The organism is uncultured Pseudoteredinibacter sp., assembly GCF_947502065.1.
Lineage (GTDB): Bacteria > Pseudomonadota > Gammaproteobacteria > Pseudomonadales > Cellvibrionaceae > Pseudoteredinibacter.
In genome coordinates this window covers 1-21,292 of sequence record NZ_CANMYE010000006.1, presented here as the reverse complement: position 1 = coordinate 21,292, position 21,292 = coordinate 1, and the positions used below count along the sequence as shown (strand labels likewise).

Annotated in this window: 24 protein-coding genes; 11 read left to right on the top strand and 13 right to left on the bottom strand. The window is 47.8% G+C overall.

The features are described from left to right. Positions 1-112 precede the first annotated feature (112 nt). Positions 113-1,171, top strand: coding sequence for a nitrogen regulation protein NR(II) (gene glnL / locus Q1A41_RS15295; RefSeq protein ID WP_299980755.1), 1,059 nt, complete (start codon positions 113-115; stop codon positions 1,169-1,171). 2 nt (positions 1,172-1,173) lie between these two features. Beyond that, complete coding sequence (glnG, locus tag Q1A41_RS15290) at positions 1,174-2,580, top strand: nitrogen regulation protein NR(I) (protein ID WP_299981024.1); 1,407 nt, start codon at positions 1,174-1,176, stop codon at positions 2,578-2,580. A gap of 79 nt (positions 2,581-2,659) precedes the next feature. On the opposite strand, the gene Q1A41_RS15285 is transcribed toward glnG, so the two are convergent. The 4 genes from Q1A41_RS15285 to Q1A41_RS15270 form a co-directional block, all read right to left on the bottom strand. Beyond that, positions 2,660-3,268: an N-acetyltransferase gene (locus Q1A41_RS15285; RefSeq protein WP_299980753.1), complete on the bottom strand. Its 609-nt coding sequence runs from the start codon at positions 3,266-3,268 to the stop codon at positions 2,660-2,662. A gap of 251 nt (positions 3,269-3,519) precedes the next feature. Continuing rightward, positions 3,520-4,026 (bottom strand): protein-export chaperone SecB, encoded by a 507-nt coding sequence (gene secB, locus Q1A41_RS15280; RefSeq protein WP_299980752.1) that lies wholly within the window; start codon positions 4,024-4,026, stop codon positions 3,520-3,522. Between the two features lie 214 nt (positions 4,027-4,240). After that, on the bottom strand, positions 4,241-4,492 hold the full coding sequence (gene grxC / locus Q1A41_RS15275; protein ID WP_299980750.1) for a glutaredoxin 3: 252 nt from the start codon (positions 4,490-4,492) through the stop codon (positions 4,241-4,243). Between the two features lie 8 nt (positions 4,493-4,500). Next, positions 4,501-4,911: a rhodanese-like domain-containing protein gene (locus Q1A41_RS15270; protein WP_299980748.1), complete on the bottom strand. Its 411-nt coding sequence runs from the start codon at positions 4,909-4,911 to the stop codon at positions 4,501-4,503. Between the two features lie 169 nt (positions 4,912-5,080). On the opposite strand from Q1A41_RS15270, the gene gpmI reads away from it, so the two are divergent. The 6 genes from gpmI (at position 5,081) to Q1A41_RS15240 (ending at position 10,815) form a co-directional block, all read left to right on the top strand. After that, positions 5,081-6,634, top strand: a complete 1,554-nt coding sequence (gene gpmI / locus Q1A41_RS15265; RefSeq protein WP_299980746.1) for a 2,3-bisphosphoglycerate-independent phosphoglycerate mutase — start codon at positions 5,081-5,083, stop codon at positions 6,632-6,634. Between the two features lie 16 nt (positions 6,635-6,650). After that, positions 6,651-7,808, top strand: a complete 1,158-nt coding sequence (locus Q1A41_RS15260; protein WP_299980744.1) for a peptidoglycan DD-metalloendopeptidase family protein — start codon at positions 6,651-6,653, stop codon at positions 7,806-7,808. Between the two features lie 186 nt (positions 7,809-7,994). After that, on the top strand, positions 7,995-9,245 hold the full coding sequence (locus Q1A41_RS15255; RefSeq protein WP_299981022.1) for a S41 family peptidase: 1,251 nt from the start codon (positions 7,995-7,997) through the stop codon (positions 9,243-9,245). Positions 9,246-9,252: 7 nt separating this feature from the next. Further along, positions 9,253-10,023 carry a divergent polysaccharide deacetylase family protein gene (locus Q1A41_RS15250; RefSeq protein WP_299980742.1) on the top strand — a complete coding sequence of 257 codons (771 nt, stop codon included), beginning with the start codon at positions 9,253-9,255 and terminating at the stop codon, positions 10,021-10,023. Between the two features lie 132 nt (positions 10,024-10,155). Beyond that, complete coding sequence (locus tag Q1A41_RS15245) at positions 10,156-10,389, top strand: DUF6316 family protein (RefSeq protein ID WP_299980740.1); 234 nt, start codon at positions 10,156-10,158, stop codon at positions 10,387-10,389. Positions 10,390-10,443: 54 nt separating this feature from the next. Next, entirely contained in the window at positions 10,444-10,815 is a 372-nt protein-coding gene (locus Q1A41_RS15240; RefSeq protein WP_299980738.1) for a hypothetical protein, read from the top strand. A gap of 44 nt (positions 10,816-10,859) precedes the next feature. Here Q1A41_RS15240 and Q1A41_RS15235 read toward each other — a convergent pair whose 3' ends face one another. After that, positions 10,860-12,218, bottom strand: a complete 1,359-nt coding sequence (locus Q1A41_RS15235; protein WP_299980736.1) for a hypothetical protein — start codon at positions 12,216-12,218, stop codon at positions 10,860-10,862. Positions 12,219-12,523: 305 nt separating this feature from the next. Between Q1A41_RS15235 and Q1A41_RS15230 the strand changes: the two genes are divergently transcribed. The 3 genes from Q1A41_RS15230 (at position 12,524) to lepB (ending at position 15,402) form a co-directional block, all read left to right on the top strand. Next, entirely contained in the window at positions 12,524-13,444 is a 921-nt protein-coding gene (locus Q1A41_RS15230) for a bifunctional enoyl-CoA hydratase/phosphate acetyltransferase (protein WP_299980734.1), read from the top strand. Between the two features lie 17 nt (positions 13,445-13,461). Continuing rightward, positions 13,462-14,664 (top strand): acetate/propionate family kinase, encoded by a 1,203-nt coding sequence (locus Q1A41_RS15225; protein ID WP_299980732.1) that lies wholly within the window; start codon positions 13,462-13,464, stop codon positions 14,662-14,664. Positions 14,665-14,772: 108 nt separating this feature from the next. Continuing rightward, the gene (gene lepB / locus Q1A41_RS15220) at positions 14,773-15,402 is read left to right on the top strand and encodes a signal peptidase I (protein ID WP_299980730.1); all 630 of its coding nucleotides are present in this window, start codon (positions 14,773-14,775) and stop codon (positions 15,400-15,402) included. Positions 15,403-15,458: 56 nt separating this feature from the next. Here the strand turns inward: lepB and Q1A41_RS15215 are convergent, their stop codons facing one another. The 8 genes from Q1A41_RS15215 to Q1A41_RS15180 form a co-directional block, all read right to left on the bottom strand. Then, positions 15,459-15,812 carry a nuclear transport factor 2 family protein gene (locus Q1A41_RS15215; protein ID WP_299980728.1) on the bottom strand — a complete coding sequence of 118 codons (354 nt, stop codon included), beginning with the start codon at positions 15,810-15,812 and terminating at the stop codon, positions 15,459-15,461. Positions 15,813-15,842: 30 nt separating this feature from the next. Continuing rightward, positions 15,843-16,322: a hypothetical protein gene (locus tag Q1A41_RS15210; RefSeq protein WP_299980726.1), complete on the bottom strand. Its 480-nt coding sequence runs from the start codon at positions 16,320-16,322 to the stop codon at positions 15,843-15,845. A gap of 20 nt (positions 16,323-16,342) precedes the next feature. Continuing rightward, positions 16,343-17,944, bottom strand: a complete 1,602-nt coding sequence (locus Q1A41_RS15205) for a hypothetical protein (protein WP_299980724.1) — start codon at positions 17,942-17,944, stop codon at positions 16,343-16,345. A gap of 423 nt (positions 17,945-18,367) precedes the next feature. Continuing rightward, a complete protein-coding gene (locus tag Q1A41_RS15200) occupies positions 18,368-19,375 on the bottom strand; it encodes an IS3 family transposase (RefSeq protein ID WP_299980722.1) in 1,008 nt (335 codons plus the stop codon). Next, positions 19,335-19,523: a transposase gene (locus Q1A41_RS15195; protein WP_299980720.1), complete on the bottom strand. Its 189-nt coding sequence runs from the start codon at positions 19,521-19,523 to the stop codon at positions 19,335-19,337. The genes Q1A41_RS15200 and Q1A41_RS15195 overlap by 41 nt, the downstream gene beginning before the upstream one ends. A gap of 136 nt (positions 19,524-19,659) precedes the next feature. Beyond that, positions 19,660-20,139, bottom strand: a complete 480-nt coding sequence (locus Q1A41_RS15190) for a hypothetical protein (protein ID WP_299980718.1) — start codon at positions 20,137-20,139, stop codon at positions 19,660-19,662. A gap of 2 nt (positions 20,140-20,141) precedes the next feature. Next, positions 20,142-20,684, bottom strand: a complete 543-nt coding sequence (locus Q1A41_RS15185; RefSeq protein WP_299980716.1) for a TIR domain-containing protein — start codon at positions 20,682-20,684, stop codon at positions 20,142-20,144. Between the two features lie 60 nt (positions 20,685-20,744). Next, positions 20,745-21,158, bottom strand: coding sequence for a hypothetical protein (locus Q1A41_RS15180; protein WP_299980714.1), 414 nt, complete (start codon positions 21,156-21,158; stop codon positions 20,745-20,747). Positions 21,159-21,292 lie beyond the last annotated feature (134 nt).

Below are 21,292 nucleotides of genomic sequence, written 5' to 3'. Positions count from 1 at the left end.
TTAAGTCGGGGACCGGTGCGCCACAGCGATGCGCAAGCTGCCCTTAGAACTGGCGTTACAGTCTTTAGAGTTTAGAAATAAAGAATTCCGACATTAAAACGCGACGGAGCCTATGAATTATCAACAATTGCTCGATAGCTTAAGCACAGCTGTGGTCATTGTAGACCCCAGCCTACAGCTTATGCATATGAATCCTGCCGCTGAGAATCTACTGGCGGTCAGTCGAGCACAGGTGGCAAACCAATCTTTTTTGGAATTCTTCCAAGAAAGCGATGAGGCCATTGAAACATTACAGCAAGCTCTGCAAGATCATCACCTATACACCAAACGCCGTGCCTGCTGGCTTTTACCCAATGGCAGCCAGCTCACTATCGATTACAGCGTCACCCCCCTCGCGGATGAAGAAGGCTTAGCCATTGAGATTCAACCCTTGGATAGATTGCTGCGTATCTCTCGAGAAGAAGCCCTTCTTAGCGCCCAAGAAACCAGCCGCAATCTGGCTCGAAATATGGCCCACGAGATCAAAAACCCCCTCGGCGGTATTCGCGGAGCGGCGCAGCTGCTGGCAAAAGAGCTGGATAGTGAATCACTAAAAGACTACACCCAAGTTATTATCGATGAGGCCGACCGACTTAGAAATTTGGTCGACCGCATGCTAGGCCCCAATCAGCCTCTGCAGCTACGCCCCTGTAACATTCACGAGGTTTTGGAAAGAATTATTGCCGTTATTCATGCCGAGGTGGGCCAGCGTATTGTGCTGGAAAAAGATTACGACCCAAGCATCCCTGATCTACCGATAGATTCTGAACAATTGATTCAAGCCTTATTAAATGTTGCCCGTAATGCCGTTCAAGCTATACTTGAGAGCAAAACCGAAAACGCAAAAATTATTTTGCGCAGCCGCATCCAACGACAATTCACGATCGGCCAACGCTTCCATCGCTTGGTAGTAAGAGTGGATATTATCGATAACGGCCCGGGCATTCCTGCGGATATTCTCAGCCATATTTTTTATCCCATGATCACCGGGCGCGCAAACGGCACTGGATTAGGGCTGGCAATTTCTCAACAACTTATCAGCCAGCATGGCGGCTTGATTGAATGTGACAGTAACATTGGCAACACACAGTTTTCTATTTATTTACCCCTCGGCAAGGCCAACGAGCAATGAATATGCAAGAACAAACGGTTTGGATTATCGACGATGACCGCAGCATTCGCTGGGTACTTGAAAAAGCCTTGCAGCAAGCGGACATCAATACCGAAAGCTTCGCCAGTGGTGATGATGCCTTGGCACAGCTAGAGCGTAAACAACCTACGGTGATCATCAGTGATATTCGCATGCCTGGTACCGATGGCCTATCGCTGTTAGGGCAATTGCAAGAACGCTTTCCAAATTTGCCGGTCATTATAATGACCGCGCATTCAGATCTGGAAAGTGCAGTATCCGCTTATCAAAGTGGTGCCTTTGAATATTTACCAAAGCCATTTGATATTGATGAAGCCGTCGCGATGACTCAGCGAGCTTTAATTCAAGCTGCCGAACAGTTTCAGCAAAATCCTAATACTGAAGATAGCGACGCCGAAATTATTGGCGAAGCGCCTGCCATGCAGGAAGTGTTTCGTGCAATAGGCCGCCTATCACAATCCAATATTACCGTGTTAATTAACGGCCAAAGCGGTACCGGTAAGGAGCTGGTTGCGCAGGCCTTGCATCGCCATAGTCCACGCAAACAGAATCCTTTTATTGCCCTTAATATGGCGGCGATTCCTAAAGATTTAATGGAGTCGGAATTATTCGGCCATGAAAAAGGAGCTTTCACCGGCGCCAGCAGTTTACGCCAAGGCCGCTTTGAGCAGGCCGATGGTGGCACCCTATTTCTGGATGAAATTGGTGATATGCCAGCCGATACCCAAACAAGATTATTGCGCGTATTAGCCGATGGAGAGTTTTATCGAGTTGGCGGTCATGTGCCAGTGAAAGTTGATGTCAGAATTATCGCAGCAACTCACCAAGATTTGGAGCAGCTGGTTGACGAAAATCGATTCCGCGAAGATTTATTTCACCGCCTTAATGTTATTCGTATTCATATCCCTACACTGTCCGAGCGACAAGAAGACATCCCCAAATTGGCTGAGCACTTTATTCGCCGTGCCTCAAAAGAACTGAATGTAGAGCCCAAGGTTTTGCTACCCCAAACACAAGCCTTTATGTGCTCTTTGGATTGGCCGGGTAATGTTCGACAGCTGGAAAACACTTGTCGCTGGTTAACCGTGATGGCTTCCAGCCGAGAAATTCATGTCGAGGATTTGCCACCTGAGTTGCTAGAGAAGCAACAAGACGGACCCAATATGGCCAATGGTGATTGGGAAAAATGTTTGCGTCAATGGGCCGAAAAAGCGCTTAAGCAAGGGCAAAAAGAAATACTTAATAGCGCCATGCCACGCTTTGAAAAAGCAATGATTGAAACCGCCTTAAAACATACTGCCGGCCGAAAACGCGACGCGGCTGTGTTATTAGGCTGGGGCAGAAATACGCTGACGAGAAAACTTAAAGATTTACAAATGGAGCATGAGTAATTTGAAATAGGCAAGGCGCTGACGATGCAAGCTGAGAAAAGCTTAAAAGAAAAGCTCAAAAAGTTGCCCTTGCTTACCCTTAAGTAAAACGCCACTCCATATAGCGATGCCCAGGCACTTCATCGATGGGCGATAAACGCTCGGCACAAACTTCAAAACCCAAACGCTCATAAAGCCTTTGTGCTGCTGGGTTTTCCATAGAAACATCTAAAGCCAAACCGGCATAGCCATGCTCTTTGGCAATATCGGCCGCATAATCAATCAACTTAGAGCCAATTCCTAAACCCTGGGCTTGTGGTGCAACGGCCAGATGGGCCACCACCAAAAGATCATCAGCAGGCGGCTTAATCACCTGATCGATAACATTAGAGCGCTTAGCCACCCCCCAAATACGCCAGCGGAAAAAGCTGATCACCGATATTATGGTAGGCAGGTACATAGCGCTGAGGCCTCGGTTATCATAATTGAACATAGAGCCCAGCACTGTACCATTACGGCGCACAATGACATGATTACGGTGGGAATATTGGCCTTTACGACGCTGAGCGGCATGCAGAAGATAATCTTTCGCGGTCATTCGCTTGCAACCAAAAACATAATCAAATGCCTTTGGGCCAGAGCTGTAGATAAGGTCGGCCATAGCGGCTGCATCCTCGCGCGCAGCACCTTCTATTTTTATATCTTCCATGGAACCTTCGGCATTGCCTTGTCAGAATTAGCAGGAAAGCGAAGATTACAGCATAGACCAAATTTTTAAAGCCACCAAAGCGTTTGTTTCTCTAGATGAGACAAAACATGCAATTGAGTAACTATAACAAGATTGCCCAAATAAGCATCACCCAACCCTACCGATGGGTTTAAGAAGCGCCTGTGGCAATACAGATAACCATAAAAAAACGCCGCAGAAGCGGCGTTTTTTTATCGGAAGATAAACAACTCTTAGTGAGCAGTATCTTCGGCCGGAGCTTCGCCAGCTTGTTGCTGTTGCTGCTGTACAGCCTGAGCAAACAAGGCGTCGAAGTTTACAGGCGGCAACATCAAAGCAGGGAAGCTGCCCTTACCTACGATATTGTCGATAGCTTCACGAGCGTATGGGAACAAGATGTTCGGGCACATAGTGTTCAATACGTGAGTTAGCTGCTGCTCATCTAAACCAGCGATAGCAAAAATACCTGCTTGGTGAACTTCAGCCAAGAAAGCAGTCTCTTCGCCCAACTTAACGGTTACAGTGATAGTCAAAGTAACTTCGTAGTTATTGTCATCTAGTTTGTTTACCTTGTTGCCCAACTCTTGGTTTACAGCTGGCTGCCACTGCTTGGTAAACGCTTCAGCGCCCATAGGGGCTTCGAAGGAGATGTCTTTAACGTATAAACGCTGAACCGCGAATTGTTGACCGGTTTGTTCTTCTGCTGCCGCTGCAGCTTCTTGGTTATGCTCTTCAGCCATAATCTTGCCTACTTTAAATTTAAGGTGTTTAACACCTGTTATTGTCTACTACCTATATTACTAAACGATAAATCGCTGCGAATTTATCGCCGTTTTTATCGCTCTATTCTATCGCTCTTCAACCAGCCTCAGCGCTAAACTAAGCCAAAGTTGTCGGGCTAATACCCAACAGATTGGGGTGGTTTTCTTGATTTCAAGGCCACCCCCATCACCCTTACCCTAACAAGCCATCCAGCTTGCCGGCACGCTCCAGGGTGTATAGATCGTCGCAACCACCAACATGGCGCTCGCCAATCCAAATTTGCGGCACGGTACGCTGCTGTGCCTTGTTGATCATTTCGGCACGCACTTCGGGCTGCCCATCAACTTTAATCTCTTTGAAATCAACGCCCTTACCTGTCAGCAAAGCCTTGGCTCGATGACAAAAGGGGCAAAAATCACTGGAATAGATGGTTACCTCAGGCATAAATCCTCCTACTTTTTAACCACGGGTAGGTTTTGACCCTGCCAATCCATCATACCGCCGCTTAAACGGCTAATGCTGAAACCACGCTGGGCAAGCTGCTTGCCTACGGCACCAGCATGTTGACCCATCTTATCAACGATAACGATGGTCTTTCCCTCATACTTATCCAGCTCAACGATGCGCTTTTCCATCGCGTTGAACGGAATATTTACGGCATCCACAATATGGCCAGCTTTATAGTCTTTGGCCTCACGGACATCCAAAACCACTGCCGAGCCATCGTTCACCATGCGGGTCAGCTCATGACTGCTGATGCTCTTACCGCCCTTTTGCTTCTCGGTGAAGACATAGAGAAAAATCAGACCAAACAAAATACTGACCAACATCCACTGCTCAGTAATAAATACCAGTACGTCCACGCCTTAACAGCCCTCATTAGCGCAAAGAGACCAAATCAAACTCTGGCCGCCAAGCTCATCAAAATCAAAACGCCGCAGTATACACGCTCTAGCCTAGATTTCATGGTGTTAAGGGGCACAAAAGGGTAAAATTCGCCGTTTTTCAACCATAGCTTATAAGGTAGTTACAATGACGGCGGCAAAAGGCCCTCTGGTTCTGCTCATTTTGGATGGTTTTGGCTACTCAGATAGCCAAGAGCATAACGCGATTCACAATGCCAATAGCCCCACCTGGGATGCCTTGGTGAAAGACAGGGCCAATACCTTGATTGCTACCTCGGGCATGGCCGTCGGCCTACCTGAAGGTCAAATGGGCAACTCAGAAGTGGGTCATATGACCTTAGGCGCCGGACGAGTGGTCTATCAGAATTACACTCGTATCAACAAAGCGATTGCCGATGGTGATTTTTTCACCAACCCGGTTTACACCCAAGCGGTGGATAAAGCCGTTGCCAATGAAGGCGCCGTCCACATTATGGGGCTATTGTCGCCCGGTGGCGTTCACAGCCATGAAGCCCACTTAAATGCCGCCATCGAAATGGCCGCACAACGTGGTGCCAAGAAAGTTTATCTGCATGCCTTTTTAGATGGCCGCGATGTACCCCCGCGTAGCGCCCAGCCATCACTGCAGCAAACAGATAGTTTACTGCGTGAAAAAGGCCTAGGCCGTATTGCCTCTGTCAGCGGTCGTTTTTTCGGCATGGATCGCGACAACCGTTGGGATCGCGTACAGCAAGCCTACGATCTGATGACCTTAGGCAAAGCTGATTATCGCTACGCCGATCCGATTAGCGCATTGGAAGCAGCCTACGCCCGTGGTGAAGACGACGAGTTTGTTAAAGCCAGCGTGATTGCCGCTGAAGGCGAAGAAGCCGCCACCATTAACGATGGCGATTGCTTATTGTTTATGAACTTCCGCCCCGATCGCGCCCGACAAATTAGCCGCGCCTTTGTAGACGATGGCTTTGATGGTTTCGAGCGCGAGCAACGCCCAGCTTTGGCCGACTTTGTTATGACCACAGAGTACGCCGCCGATATTCCAGCAAACTGTGCCTTCCCGCCGCAAAACTTAGTGAACTCTTTTGGCGAAATTATGGCCAAGCAAGGCAAGCAACAATTACGTATTGCGGAAACCGAAAAGTACGCCCATGTCACCTTCTTCTTTAGTGGCGGCCAGGAAGAGCTTTTCGATGGCGAATGCCGCGAGTTAATTCCATCACCTGATGTCGAAACCTACGATCAAAAACCAGAAATGAGCGCGCCAGAGGTTACTGAAAAACTTACCGCAGCTATTGAATCTGGCAAATACGATGTGATCATTTGTAACTACGCCAACTGCGACCAAGTTGGTCACACTGGCGACTACAATGCGGCTATAAAAGCTGTTGAGGTTGTTGATGGCTGCTTAGCCGAAATCTTTACCAGCATCGATAAAGCCGGCGGCGAAGTTTTGGTAACGGCCGATCACGGTAATGTGGAAACCATGTTCGATGAAGTCAGTGGCCAAAAGCATACTCAGCACACAACGCTACCGGTACCTTTTGTATATTATGGTCCACGCGATATTCGCTTAGAAGAAGGTGGCAGCTTAGCCGATGTGGCACCTACCATGCTGACCTTAATGGGTATCGAACAGCCTGCAGAAATGGATGGCAAGAATTTAGCGATCCTAGCGGCACACTGATAACGCGGAGAAAAGTATGCAAAGTTTTTTTGCCCGTTTGGCCCGCTATTCCAGCCTATGCGCCTGCTTGCTTTGGGCAAGCGCGCCGATGGCACAGGAATCAGCTACGGAATACGAAAACAAACTCAAACAATTGCGCGAGACCATCGCCGAGCTTAAGCGTGAAATTAATTCGGTAAAATCGAGCCGTAACACTTTGCAAAACCAACTGCAGGGTTCGGAAGAGGATATTGCCAAACTGCTAAAGAAAATTGACCGCTTAAAAGGGGAACTTGCCAGCCAAAAAAAGCAGTTAAGCCGGCTCAATAACGAGCGGGCGCAACTTCAGCAGCAAAAGCGTAGCCAGCAAAAACATATTGGCGAAGAAATAAACGGAGCTTATCGTTTAGGCCAGCAAGGTAATCTTCGCCTACTGTTAAACCAGCAAGAGCCGGATAAATTTAGCCGGCAGCTGCGCTACTACCAATATATTGTCGAAGCGCGCCAAGCCAAACTGGATGAGTTTCGTCAAACCATCGCCAGACTGGATGAGATTGAGCCAAAGATTTTGGCGCAAGCAGAGGCCATTAGCGAACAGCAAAGCCGCCTACAAACTCAACACCAAGCGCTGACGTCAAAGCAAGCCGAACGCCGCCGCACCCTAGCGGCATTAAATAAAACCCTGGCTTCAAAAGATGCCCAGCTAATCAGCAAAGCGGCCGACCAAAAGCGCCTACAAAAGTTATTGGACGAAGTTAGCCAAACATTGGCCAACATCAAACTGCCCAGTAATGGCGTGGCCTTTAAAAAGCGCAAAGGTAAATTAAAGTGGCCCAGCAGCGGCCGCATTCGCCATCGCTATGGCAGCCCACGCGCCGATGGCAAGTTAAAGTGGCAAGGCGTTTTTATCCGCGCCAATGACGGCCGCCCGGTGCGCGCTATTCACCATGGCCGCGTGGTGTTTTCCGATTACCTCAAGGGCCACGGCATGTTGATAATCGTGGATCACGGTGAAGGCTATATGAGCCTCTACGCCCACAATCAAACCCTGCTTAAAGAAACCGGGGATTGGGTTGATGGCAACGACGTCATTGCCAAAGTAGGCAATACCGGCGGGCTGGAAGAATCCGGTGTGTACTTCGAAATCCGCTACAAGGGCAACCCCACCAATCCAGCACGCTGGTGCCGCGCCTAAGCAGCTCGGCCCAAACAATGGCGACCGGCGGCTTCCATCCTATTAGATACGCCAGCGCCCAGTAATTGTGATATGGTTGCGACTTAAGAATTAGCTATAAGAATCAACGGATAACGGATGCCAACTATGAGGCCTAGCCGAATTAAGCAGATCAGCCTTGCCTTGTGTCTAGGCCTAGCGACCGGAATGAGTCACGGCCAAACTGAACCGGCCGAAAGCAAAGCCGAACAAGGCCGCTTGCCACTGGACGACCTGCGCACCTTTACCCGTGTTTTTGAAGATATTCGAGCAGGCTACATCGAAGAAGTCGATGACGCCACCCTATTCGAGTACGCCATTAAAGGCATGCTCAGCGAGCTAGATCCGCACTCAAACTTCCTTGATGCCAGCCGCTTTGACAATCTCAAAGAAAACACCACCGGGCAATACGGTGGCTTAGGTATCGAAGTCGGAATGGAAGATGGCTTCGTGAAGGTCATCAGCCCAATGGACGACACCCCGGCATCCGAAGCCGGAATCGAAGCTGGCGATCTGATTGTGAAAATCGACGACGAAAGCATCAAAGGCAAAAGCCTAGCCGAAGCTATCGAACTCATGCGTGGCGAAAAAGGCAGCAAAATCACCTTAAAGGTAATGCGCCAAGGCCTAGAAAAACCAAAAGATATTGAGATCGTCCGCGATTACATTAAGGTCACCAGCGTGCGCTCACGCTTACTGGATGACAACTACGGCTTAATTCGAATCGCCCAATTCCAGATTCCTACCGGCAAAGATTTTGTAAAAGCCATTGAAAAGCTACAAACAGAATCTGAAAGCAGCCTTAAAGGGCTCATCATCGATTTGCGCAACAACCCAGGCGGCGTACTGCGCTCTTCAGTTGAAGTGGCCGACGCCCTGCTAGATGGCGGGCGCGTCGTCTACACGGAAGGCCGCATTAAAGGTGCCAATGCACAATACGATGCCGAAGCAGGCGATGTTACCAATGGCCTACCGGTTATTGTATTAATTAATGGCGGCTCTGCCTCAGCCTCAGAAATTGTCGCCGGTGCCTTACAGGATCACAGCCGCGCCATCGTAATTGGCACCCGCAGCTTTGGTAAAGGCTCAGTGCAAAGCGTAATCCCCATCAGCAAAGAGAAAGCCATCAAGCTGACCACCTCTTTGTACTTCACCCCTAACGGCCGCTCTATCCAAGCACAAGGTATCGAGCCAGATATCGAAGTGGAACGCGCCAGACTCACCGCTATAAAGCCAAGAGCACGAGTTACCGAAGCCGACCTATCTGGCCACCTAGGCAATGGTAATGGCGGCGAAGAAAGCGATGCCGAAGAACGCAAACGCAGCCAAGAAAACGGCCGCAAATTGCTAGAGCGTGACAACCAGCTTTATGAAGCGCTAAATATCTTGAAAGGCCTAAGCCTGCTGAGCAAGAAATAATCGCTTTATGAAAACCCGCTTTATCTTACTGCTGGCATTGTTAAGTACAGCCTGCCTACCGAGCTATGCTGACAAACCACGCCTAGCGATTATTATCGACGACATTGGCTACCACCTGGATAACGGCTATCGCAGCGCCAAACTGCCCGTTCCCGTCACACTCGCCGTGATACCCCACAGCCCCAATGCCACCGAGCTTGCCGATGCCGGGCACAAAGCCGGCAAAGAAATCATGCTGCACCTGCCAATGGCTAGCCATAATGAAGCTGCTCCACTAGAACAAGGCGGTCTCACTACCGGCATGGCTGAAGAAGAGTTCAAGAGTGCCGTGCGCTTAGGCCTGGCAGCCGTGCCACATATTCGCGGGGTAAACAACCACATGGGCTCAGCCGTCACCGAGCAAGCCCGAGCCATGCAATGGCTAATGGATGAACTAAGCCAGACCCCATTCTTCTTCATCGATAGCCGCACCAGCCCATTAAGCCAAGCCCAGCAAATGGCCGAGCAAAACAACATCCCAAGTGCCAGCCGCGACGTATTTCTAGACAACAGCCGTGACCACCAAGATATCTTGGCTCAGCTAGAAAAAGCCATCAAACACGCCAAACGCACCGGCTACGCCATCGCCATCGGCCACCCTTACCCTGAGACCCTAGAAGTCCTAGAGCGCTTAACCCCTCCACTGCGCATCGCCGGCATTGAATTTGTGCACATTTCCACACTATTAAGTGGAACTAGCGCACAAAACTTCTCCAACCAAGTGGCAGGCCCGCCCTAATTGATCTATTTTTAGTCAATGTAGGAGATTAGTATGAATTTCTCCCAATTAGACTAAACGATAATCGCATTTATCGATTCATAGGCTAGAATATAGCCATGACAACACAGTGCGTAACAGGGAGGAGTACCGATGACAGCACTTAATACGCAACCCAGGAGAGGCGAATCAGGACGAGTTCCGCCGCGAAGCGAACGCTGCTTTAAAGCGGGAGATTACTGGTATTACAGCACACGCGAGCAAATTAATATTGGCCCGTTTGATGACTTAAACCAAGCTAGTGCCGGTGTCGACGCCTTTGTAGAGTTTGTCTGTGAAAAGCCAGCTTTTGCCGACACACTCAAAAAATACCAATCAGCCGCCTAAAAAAGCGAGCAAACCAATTTCTTAAAGCCCGGACCTCCGGGCTTTTTTGTATCTGTGATTTGGAAAATCTCAGTCTCATCTACCTTAAGCCAGCCTAGCAATGATTACTGGGCTCCTGCATCAAAGGAAGCACAGGTTCCTTCAAACAACTCCATTGTAGGCTTTAGCCCTAACGGTAGTTGGTCAGGAACCGTAGAGCAGCATGACAAATCTCTTTGGAAGAGATTTGGGCTTGGCCGAAGGCTGAGCGCCCCGGATGGCGCGAATCCACGCTGCGAAGTCGAGCGCCCGCGACCAAATCCCTTGGAGGGATTTTGGGCTTGGCCGGAGGCTGAGCGCCCGGATGGCGCGAATCCATGGTTTAAGCGTGTTCCAGAACAACTACCGCATGGGCTAAAACCGGTCCAGGCTGCACATCAAACCTGAGCATGGCCAAAGCTTACACTCACCCTGCTATAAAGTACGGGCAACTATGCCTCATCCGTCTCAGCTTTAAAGTCCACCAAAAACACACTCAACAGAACCGCCAAAATCAACCCCAACCAAGGATCCATCACCGCCAAACACACCGCCGACAGCATCATACAACCACGCTCAGCATTATTATTCGCCTTACTCATCGCCACATAAGCACAAGCAAAACCCGTAAGCGCCAAAGTCACCGCCAAAGCAATCGGCATCATCGGCTTAATGCCCGTAACCACCGGAGCAATAAAGAAGATAAACGGCAAACCCATCATGTAATAAGACGAAATCCCATCATACAAAGAATTCATCGCCTTCCTACCCTGCTGCCAACGCTGAGCAATCACCACATGAATACCCGTCCAAAGAATACCCTGAGTTGGAAAAAACGGCGCAATCAAAGCACTGATCACATTACGGATCGCCACAGAAATATGCGTGCGGGAATCATTAAAATCCAACTTCTCATCTTCGCGACTCTTCTCCACCATCGCCAAGACTTCCTTACCGGTGACCAAATCACCAAAAAACAAAATGTAACCAATCAGAGCCAACGGAATACCCTGCAAAAACATATCCAAACTTGGCCAGCCAATAACAAAAGGGCTCACCTTATTGAACATATCGACCATAGGCAGCGCAAAGAAACCCATCTGAATATCAAACTTCAGCTCACCCGTTACCGCACCTACAATAGCACCCAATACAAAACCCGGAAGCAAACCCAAAGCGACCAAACGAGCCACCATCGGATACTTAGCCGCCATACGATGCATAGGAGCCGAAAAAGCGAGCAGCAAAGACAAGGCAATCGCCACAGTGGCACTGTAAGGGTGAGTATTAAAAATATTATCACTGGCCTGCAGATCAAAAACCTTCAAAAAGGCCGCCACCGCGGCACCCAAAATAACCGCACCTTTCAAAACCTCAGGCATCACCTTAATCAGCTTAGCCCCAAGCCCCGTGACCCCGAGAATGGCCAGCAAAATCGCAAAATCCAAAGAAATAGCCGTCATCATCTGCAGCCGCTCAGTGGCACTGCTAAAACTGTCCGACAACAACAGCGTTAACACAAACGGCAAAGCTGGCGTTAACCAACCAGAGGCATAAGGCTCGCCAAAGATCATCCACGAAGCACTGATCAAAAAGCTGTGAATAAACGACATCGCAATCGCCTCTTCAAAGCTCAAACCAAAATAGCCCGTTAACAAAGGCACCAAAGCCAAAGCGGTAGCCGCCGAAATTAAAATACCCTGAAACAGCTCAGGCCAACAAACCCGAGTGTGAACAAATGGAATGCGTGCAGTAAAACCCAGCCACTGAAAACCTGCTGACTTTTCAGCTTGCTCGCCTTTATTACTCATAGTTGTGTCCGTTTTTCTGATCGTTATTGTTATCTTGCCTGCCACTTTACCGTGCGACTTTATTACTCAGCTTTATGAGTCAATTAGGCCAACGCATTTGCCCAAGCTTATTGTTGTTATCGCACAGCATAAAGTCACAGCAGTATACTGGGTTTATTCAGGCGACTGCCAACATTAATTTCCATAAGCTGGTGGAATTAAAAACCGATATAAATCATATTCTGTTAACTTAAAGCCGATATACTCTAAGACAAAACTTGAGCTATCTTTCTAGCCATCTAAGGCGCTTATAGGAACCCATAATTATGATGAATGCTGCACACGGCCAATTAGAACAATTTATAGAGCGCGCCATTGCCGCACGCCCCATACGCACAGCAGTCGTCCACCCAGTAGCGCAAAATGGTCTTTGCGGCGCCGTTGAAGCTGCCGAGAAAGGTATTATCGAACCTATACTGATAGGGCCAGAAGCTCGCATTCGCGCCTGCGCCGAAGAAGAAGGCCTGGACATCAGCCCTTATGCCATTATCGACACCCCGCACAGCCATGCCGCAGCCGACAAAGCGGTAGCCATGGTAAAAGAGCAGCAAGCGGAAATATTAATGAAAGCCGATCTTTCAACCGCCGAATTGTTAGATGCCGTCATCGACAAACAGCATGGCATCAGAACAGAGCGTCGCCTATCCCATGTGTTTGTTTTAGATGTACCGAGCTACCACAAACCCTTAATGATTACCGATGCCGCTATCAATATTGATCCAAAGTTGCCCCAGAAAAAAGACATCGTACAAAACTGTATCGATCTCTGTCATGCATTGGGGGTTAGCGAACCTAAAGTCGCCATACTGGCCGCAGTAGAAAAAGTGAAATCCTATATGCCAGCCACCATCGATGCGGCTGCACTATGTAAAATGGCCGATAGAGGGCAAATTAAAGGGGGCATTTTAGATGGCCCACTAGCCTTTGATAATGCCATCTCAAAACAGGCCGCCGAAGATAAACATATTGATTCGCCAGTATCGGGTGATGCCGATATTTTATTAGCGCCCGATTTAGAATCAGCCAATATGATTGCCAAACAATTAATGTATTTAGCTAATGCCAAATCGGCCGGTATCGCCCTTGGTGCTAAAGTGCCTATCGTCCTAAATAGCCGCGCCGATGGCACCTTTGCCAGATTGGCCAGCTGCGCCTTGGCTTCACAACTGGTACTCCACAAAAACTAGGGCGTAGGAATATTGCTATGGATGCAATCTTAACGGTTAATGCAGGCTCTTCCAGCTTAAAGCTTGGGCTATTCAATAAGAATAACCGCGAGCTATTGCTGCGCCTAGATACATCGGATATTTACGGTGATGCACGGGTTAATATAAAACCCGGCGCAAGCTACCAAGGTAATATTGAAAAGCAAAAGATCTCGCTGAATATTCCTAAAACCGAAGAGGCAAGCGATGAGCAATCTTTGGCTGCTCATAAATACTGCCTACAGTTTGCCCTCGACTTCTTAGCGCAGCAGGCAAGCGAAATAAATATCGCCGCGATTGGTCATCGTGTTGTGCATGGCGGCGAACTCTTTTCTGCAGCCCGTATTATTGATGAGCAAGCCCTAAATCAATTAAGTGATTTTATTCCTTTGGCGCCGTTGCATCAGCCCTTTAACATTAAACTTATCGAGTTATGTCAAAGCCTCCGCCCAGGCGTAAAGCAAGTTGCCTGCTTTGATACCATGTTCCATGTCGGACAATCAGAACTAGAGCGCAGCTATGCCATTCCCAAACAATATCGTGAAGCGGGCGTGCAACGTTATGGCTTTCATGGCTTAAGTTATCAATATATTGCCGAACAACTGGCGCAGGAAAACCTCAGTGCCAATAAAACCGTTGTCTGCCACCTAGGCTCTGGCGCTAGCATGTGTGCCATGCAAGCGGGCAAATCAGTAGCTTCCAGCATGGGCTTTAGCGCCCTAGAAGGCCTCGTCATGGGCAGCCGCACTGGCAGTATCGACCCTGGCGTTTTGCTGTATTTACAACGCGAAAAAAACCTCAGCCTCGATGAGCTAGAAGATTTACTCTATCGCCAAAGCGGCTGCCTAGGTGTTTCGGGTATTAGCTCTGAAATGAAAGTTCTGTTGGAATCTGATGCCGAAGAGGCCAAGCTGGCCGTCGATATATTCTGCTACCGCGCAGCATTGGAGATCGCCCGCCTAGCTGGCACCCTGGAAGGCCTAGACAGCATCGTATTTACCGGTGGCATTGGCGAAAACTCAGTCGAAATACGCCAGCGTATTGGCGAGCGCTGCAGCTGGCTTGGTTTGCAGCTTGATGAACAGTGCAATGCTCAAGGCAAGGCACGTATCAATAAGCCCAACTCGGCCATACAGTGCTTAGTTATCCCCACCAATGAAGAAAAGATAATCGCCCAAGAAACGGCCAAACTTATCGCCTAAGTTAGCGCTCTTAATGTCTACGGCAAGAATCGATTTCTTTTGACCAGAATCGAACTAAGCCCCACTGGCTCACTCTAAGCCTAAACCTCTTAAAGTGAGCAAGTAACTATGCAAAAACTCTGGAAGGACAACCGAGGCTTATTCCTGTTTATCGCCGGCATGATGATGTTCCGCAGCGCCATCGCCGACTGGAACGATGTACCAACAGGATCTATGCTACCCACCATCACCGAAGGCGATCGCATTACCATTAATAAAATGGCCTACGGCTTGCGAGTGCCCTTTACCGGCCAGCTCATCACAGAGCCACATAGCCCAGAGCGTGGTGATATCGTTGTTTTTGATTCTGTCGCGGCCGATAAGCGTCTAGTAAAACGGGTAGTGGGCCTACCGGGCGATAAAGTGGCTATGCGTAATCACCGTTTGATTATTAATGGCGAAGCCCTAGCCTATAAAGAACTTGGCGATAGATTATTTATCGAAGAGCTAGCCGGCCGCCCACATAAAGTAAGAATCGACCAAGCTAACGGCCCATTAGCCAACTTTGAAACCGTTACCGTACCCGCAGATCAGTATCTAGTGTTGGGCGATAACCGCAGCCACAGTGCCGATTCCAGAGTTTATGGTTTTATCCCACAACAGGAACTACGAGGCCGCGCTGGCAAAGTTGCCATATCCTTCGATTATGAAAACTACTTTCTACCCCGCAGTGATCGCTTCGCCAAAGATTTAGATTAGGGCGTGAGAACAAAACGCTAACGGTTATTGAAATACAAGGCTAATCCCCAAAGGGCTTAGCCTTCTATCTTGGCATCACCAATATTATAAAAAGATTGAATCGCCTTAATCTTATCGCCTTCCAGCTCATACCACTCACACACCGTCATTTCTAAACCAGTATTTTTGTTCTTCTGCTCAAACTGAATGCAGGCCTTATCGCCTTCTTCGATATGATCAATCACCTTAAGGCTGTTACCCAAAAAGTCGGCTTTGTTCTTATTTACAATCTCTAGATAACGAGACTTGGGTTTAATAAGCCCAAAGGGACTACTATGGCTAAAATCATCCGTGATGGGCAAATTATCAATATCGCCCTGCTCCCAGCATTGCAGCCATTTTTGAACAACAGGGTTTAAGCTTTTAGCCATTACAAACACCGAAAAAGTTAAGCGGCACGCTTATAAGAAAGCAGTGCCGTATTTTAAAAACACAGCCAAGAAAAAAAAGCAAACCAAACTCAGCCAATACACACGTTTGTTATTGCCGTATTGTGATTCAGCCTGGCTAGCCAGGAGAGCCTTTAGTTGATGCCTATCGTCAAATAGCAATGCAAGCAACATTATCAACAACAAGCCATTAACGATTGGTGTCCCCTGCCATCCTAGTGAAATAGGGATAACCGTAATACATAAATGCATTGGCAGCAGCATTAAGCTGGCTGCCAATCTAAAGCGCGGAAAAAACAATAAGCCACCCACCACAGCCTGAGCGATAGCGATAAAATAGCCGAACAATGCCAAGTTGTATTTGGCTAGTACATCAATCAACCATACCGGCCCAATAATATTGGGAAACCAAGGTAATAACTTGCTCAAACCGGCACTAAAATAAATAACAGCTAACAGTAGCTGCGAAACAATCAAAATACCTTGGTACATTTTATAACTGCTAGCTCACCTTATATTTGTTTAGCCTTTTCAAGGCCCTCTAAACTATAACGGCGATTAGGGCCAATTTTTAAGCTGGCTTTATAAGCCTGCTGGGCGGCCTCAAGCTTACCATCCAATCGCAGCATATCGCCAAGTAAATCCCTAGCGGGCAACACCGCACCGGGTGTTACTGGGTCTTTATCAAGAGAATCTTCGATATCAGCAGCCTCACGCTGTAGTGCCAGTGCTTTTTGTTTTTTGCCTTCAGCAAACAACAACCAAGCCTTAACTGATTTACGCTGGGCATTAACCAATGGCGCCCAGTAGTTGGGGCTAATGGCGGTTGCTTTAGTATGCAATTGATTTAGCGTAACCAAGGCATTGCGTGCAGCATCCAAGTTACCACTTCTCGCTGCGCCTAGGCCACGGGCAAAGTAACTGATAGCTTCCAACTGAGGGAAGTTATCCCAGTTGATATAACTTGGCTCGCGAGTTTTAAGCTGGCTGGCTTGTTGCCACTGCTGCTGCTCTAAAGATATCCGAGCCGGCATAGTCGAAAGCGCATACGCAACCGGGAAAGTATTTTGCATTGGATGGTGAGCATGGCTCTGCTCGAATACCTTAACGGCTTCTGCCCCATTGCCTAGCTGCAATTGGCCGTAGATCAGATAATCTAAAGCGTGCACATAGTGCATTGAGGTTGCACCATGGGAAGGGTACTTTAGTGCGGCCTTGGCCGAGCGCGCATTCCAACTGATTGCATCTTTCCACTCGCCCAAACGTACAAAAATATGAGTGGGCATATGCAAAGCATGAGGTACATCGGGTGCTATTTTATCGTAGGCACGAGCGGGTTCTGCGCCAACCTCGGCCAGTACAGGATTATCGTAAGCGTGAATACTATAGTGAATAGCACCGGGATGAAGAGGGTTACTCTCTAAGATCCCTGCCAACAACTCACCCGCTTTTTTATTCGCGGCAAAGGTTTTATCCGTTTTAGAAGCCACTACTAACTGCGCCAAACCATAGAAGGCAATAGCATCTACATCCTTAGGGTACTGTTTATAAATACCCTTATGGGCATCTGCCCAAGCTTTAATGCGCTGGGGCTCAGCGACAGTTTTCCAATCTTTATAAAACTCAGCGGCGGCCTGAATATAAGCCTGCTCCCGAGCGGATACTTTTAAAGTAGTCGCTTTGCTAATAGCCCGCTGCCCTTTGGCTAAGGCCATCTTAGAGATTTTATCCGGCCACAGCGGGTGAAACAGCGACATGGAATAGCCCCAATACATCATGGCGCAGTCTGGGCTTTTTTGCTTCCACTTTTGAAATAACTCTTCAGCCTGGGCATACATCATATGATGCAGCAAAGCCACGCCCGTATTAAAAGCTTCTTGTGCAGGTTTATCACAAGAGACTTTAAAATCGACCTCACCAAGATTCCCCAAATCCTTCAAGATAATATCTTCATCTTGATGCCCCTCATGGGCCTGTACCGTAGCGCTAAGACCTAGAGACAAGCTCAAAGCAATGCACGGTAGAAAAGATAAGGAAAACGGAACAGAAAAGAACGAGCGGCAGCTTCGCAGTACACTTCCAATAAATGCCTGGTATTTACCCTGCTTAATCATTTTAGAATCCCTCCGGTGGTGGTAGTAAAGCACCTGTTTTGCACAGGTACACAGACCACAAAGAACCCGCACAATCTAGGCCAGAAATGACCAAGCTATCGCGACCACCGGGAACGAATACAGCGACTGGCTTTAAAGCTTACTCCAGCGGCGCAGGGATGGCTATAAGAAGAGATGTCATAAGACTTTCAAGCAGCGAAGCGGAATGCTGAGTTAAGTGACACTTTTATAAAGCGCTTAATTTAGCAGGTTGTAAATTAAAGCCGCAGCGAACAAGCTCCAAGCAAGATACTTAAACACCCTAGCGAAGACCTGATACTTGTGTTCATTATCGCGCCCATCATAGTGATCAACGACAACCGACAACATCACTAAAGCCCCGCAAGCAAAGGCCTGTAGTGGTCAAGTAAATCTGGCCACGGTTTAGTAGTCACTCCAGTACAGCTGCTCAGCAGTGTTTGGACTTAAACCACCGTTATGTCGGTGCGGCCTTGTCTGGCTGTAGTAACCAACAAGATAATCTGTCACCGCATATTTTGCCTCTGTAAAATTTCGATAGCCAAGTGCTGGCACCCACTCAGTTTTCAAACTCCTAAAGAACCTCTCCATCGGAGCATTGTCCCAGCAATTACCGCGACGACTCATACTCTGAGTGATTCGGTAGCGCCACAATAATTGTCGGAATTTACGACTGCTGTAGTGGCTTCCTTGATCTGAGTGAAACATTAGCCCTTTAGGCTTGCCGCGAGATTCAAATGCCATGCTTAGCGCCTGAGACGTTAACGCACTGTCTGGCGATAACGACATTGCCCAGCCAATTGGCTTTCGTGCAAATAAATCTAACACGACCGCTAAGTACGCCCAGCGCCGACCAGTCCAAATGTAAGTGACGTCACCACACCAAACTTGATTGGGCTTAGATACGTTAAATTGACGATCGAGCTTGTTTGGTACTGCGATGTGCTCTTGGCTCGCCTTCTTGTATTTATGCCCAGGTAGTTGACTGCTGACCAACTCAAGCTTTTTCATTAGTCTGTTAGCCCTGTAACGGCTTAAATCTATACCTCGGGCCGTTACAATATCTGCAATAGTTCTAGCGCCCGCCGAGCCATTACTCTCTTCAAATGCCGCTTTAATTTGGCAGTGCAGTTCGAGTTGCTCCGGCGATAACGATCGCGACCGCTTGCTCCAGTATTTGTAACTGCTTCGGTGTATACCAAAGACTTCGCAAATTATTGTTACTGCGTGGCTCTCTTTGAGCTTGTCGACTAACGAGAACCTCTCATCGAGTCCGACATCAAGAGAGCTGTAGCCTTTTTTAATATCTCTTTTTCTTCTTCGACCCTCCTGAGCTGTTTCTCCAGCTCGCGAATACGCTGTTGATCCGGGGTCATTGGCGTACCCAAGGGTGCTTTTCTTCACGCTCTTCACGGAGTTGGCGCACCCACTTATCCATTGTTGGCTTACCCACGCCCATTGCATCAGCTGCCTCACGAACGGAACGCCCCTGGTCAACAACAAGCTGAGCAGCTTCAAGTCGGAATTCAGGGCTAAATGTAGGTCTTGTACGTTTACTCATTGATCACCTGTTTTGTCTAAGAGGCGATGATATCACCTCCAATCAGATGGCCAAATTAACTATGCCACTACAGTAACGCCGCCAACACCGGAAAATTGGGAGCGCAGCGAGTAAATTTTCCGAGTGATTGGCCTTGTTAAATTTCGTCACTCTCAAGCTCAGTTAAATCTTCAACCCCAGCCATATCGGCTAGCATTTTTGTGTAGACTCTCAGTGTATTCTGAATTTCAACCAATTCAGCTCTAAACTCTTTGCATTGTTTAGGGTCGTCAAAAGCTCCATTTACCGATAGGCCATGCCATTTTGCAGTAAAAGGTCTTACTACCTGATTCAGGACAACAATTGCTATTTTGGTAAACTCGATGCAGTGGCGGCCATTGTTTTTCATGACATCACGCGTAATTGAAAATATCGAAAATATGCTTGTTAAAGCTGTTTTCTCATCTCCGTGATTATCATCTAATTTCTGGGTAGTAATTCTCGTAAGAAGCTCAATGTAGAGTTCCCACGCAGCTGCTTTATCTTCATCTTGAGGATTCCACTCCATTTCAAGAAACGGAGCTTTAATTTTAAGGGATGTCATATCCCAGTTTTCTAACCACTTAGCCCACTTCATAACTAGCACCAACTTGATGAAGAACGATTTTGACCAAACATTTCACGTGAGTTATCAGGATTAATTTGCTTCCGCCGAACGAATGCTTCATGAATCCATTGTTGAACTGTATATGGGTCATTTGACCAATTGTAGATCTTCGCAAAGTCACAGTCCAAGTTGTCTTGAAGCCTTGGTGGAATAGTTCCCTTATTGTACTTGCTTGTATCTAATCTTGGGTATGTTGGTAAGATTATGCCAATTAAACCTGTTCTCGAATTTCTTTGTGTCTCACGAATACTTGATGATATTTCCCAGTCAACGTGCTTCCTTTTCCATGTCTCTGAGCCAATCAGCACAACAGTAACACTGGCAGAACGAATAAACTCATCTCTAATTTTTTGACGAATAGTCTCCGTCTTTATATATGGGTCTATATCACCATCGCTAACAGCTTTGGTTTCTAAAATATCATAAACTCCAGAGAACAACCTCTCGAATTCAATTTTGTACGCTTCATCATTTTTATGATGATAACTGATGAATACATTGTGACGATTACTCATGATCTTTCCTTAGAAATTCAACGCCTCAATAACCGGCAGCTTTGTGGCGAAGCCACGCTTTTAGCTGGCCGGCGCCGAAGGCGCGTAGTTAATTGACTTGTTAGCACTTTTGCTCGCTACAAAGTTTTTAATTTTTATGCCCCGACTATCAAGGAGCGATTGATAATTTTCGTACTCGCGCTCGATAGATGGCACACCCTCAACACTGCTACAGCCGCCTCTAAGCTCAGTAAACCCAAGATAAACGGTTTTCTCGACTGAGCCAAGATAAGCAAAAACTGAATACTGCGAATGCTCATACTCACTGACCCCGTTTAGTTCACCGACATGACCAAAGCCCTGAGTTTGAAGAAACTCCTTAGCTAGCTTTACCGCCAAGTTAGGATCGCTCGCCTCGAAAGTATATTGGATATTTCCGCTACTTGATGCGCCCAGCGTAAATGTTATCAGTATTAGGAGTGCTATTCGTTTCATGTTTGAGTGCTAGCGCCTCAAACACCGGCACAGCTTTTCTGTGTCCGAGTGCTTTGACTTGATACTTATTGAGCCTTCTCCAGCTTACCACCAAAGCGGTAAGCTTGAGGCGCGAACCAACTTGGAGAAGACTT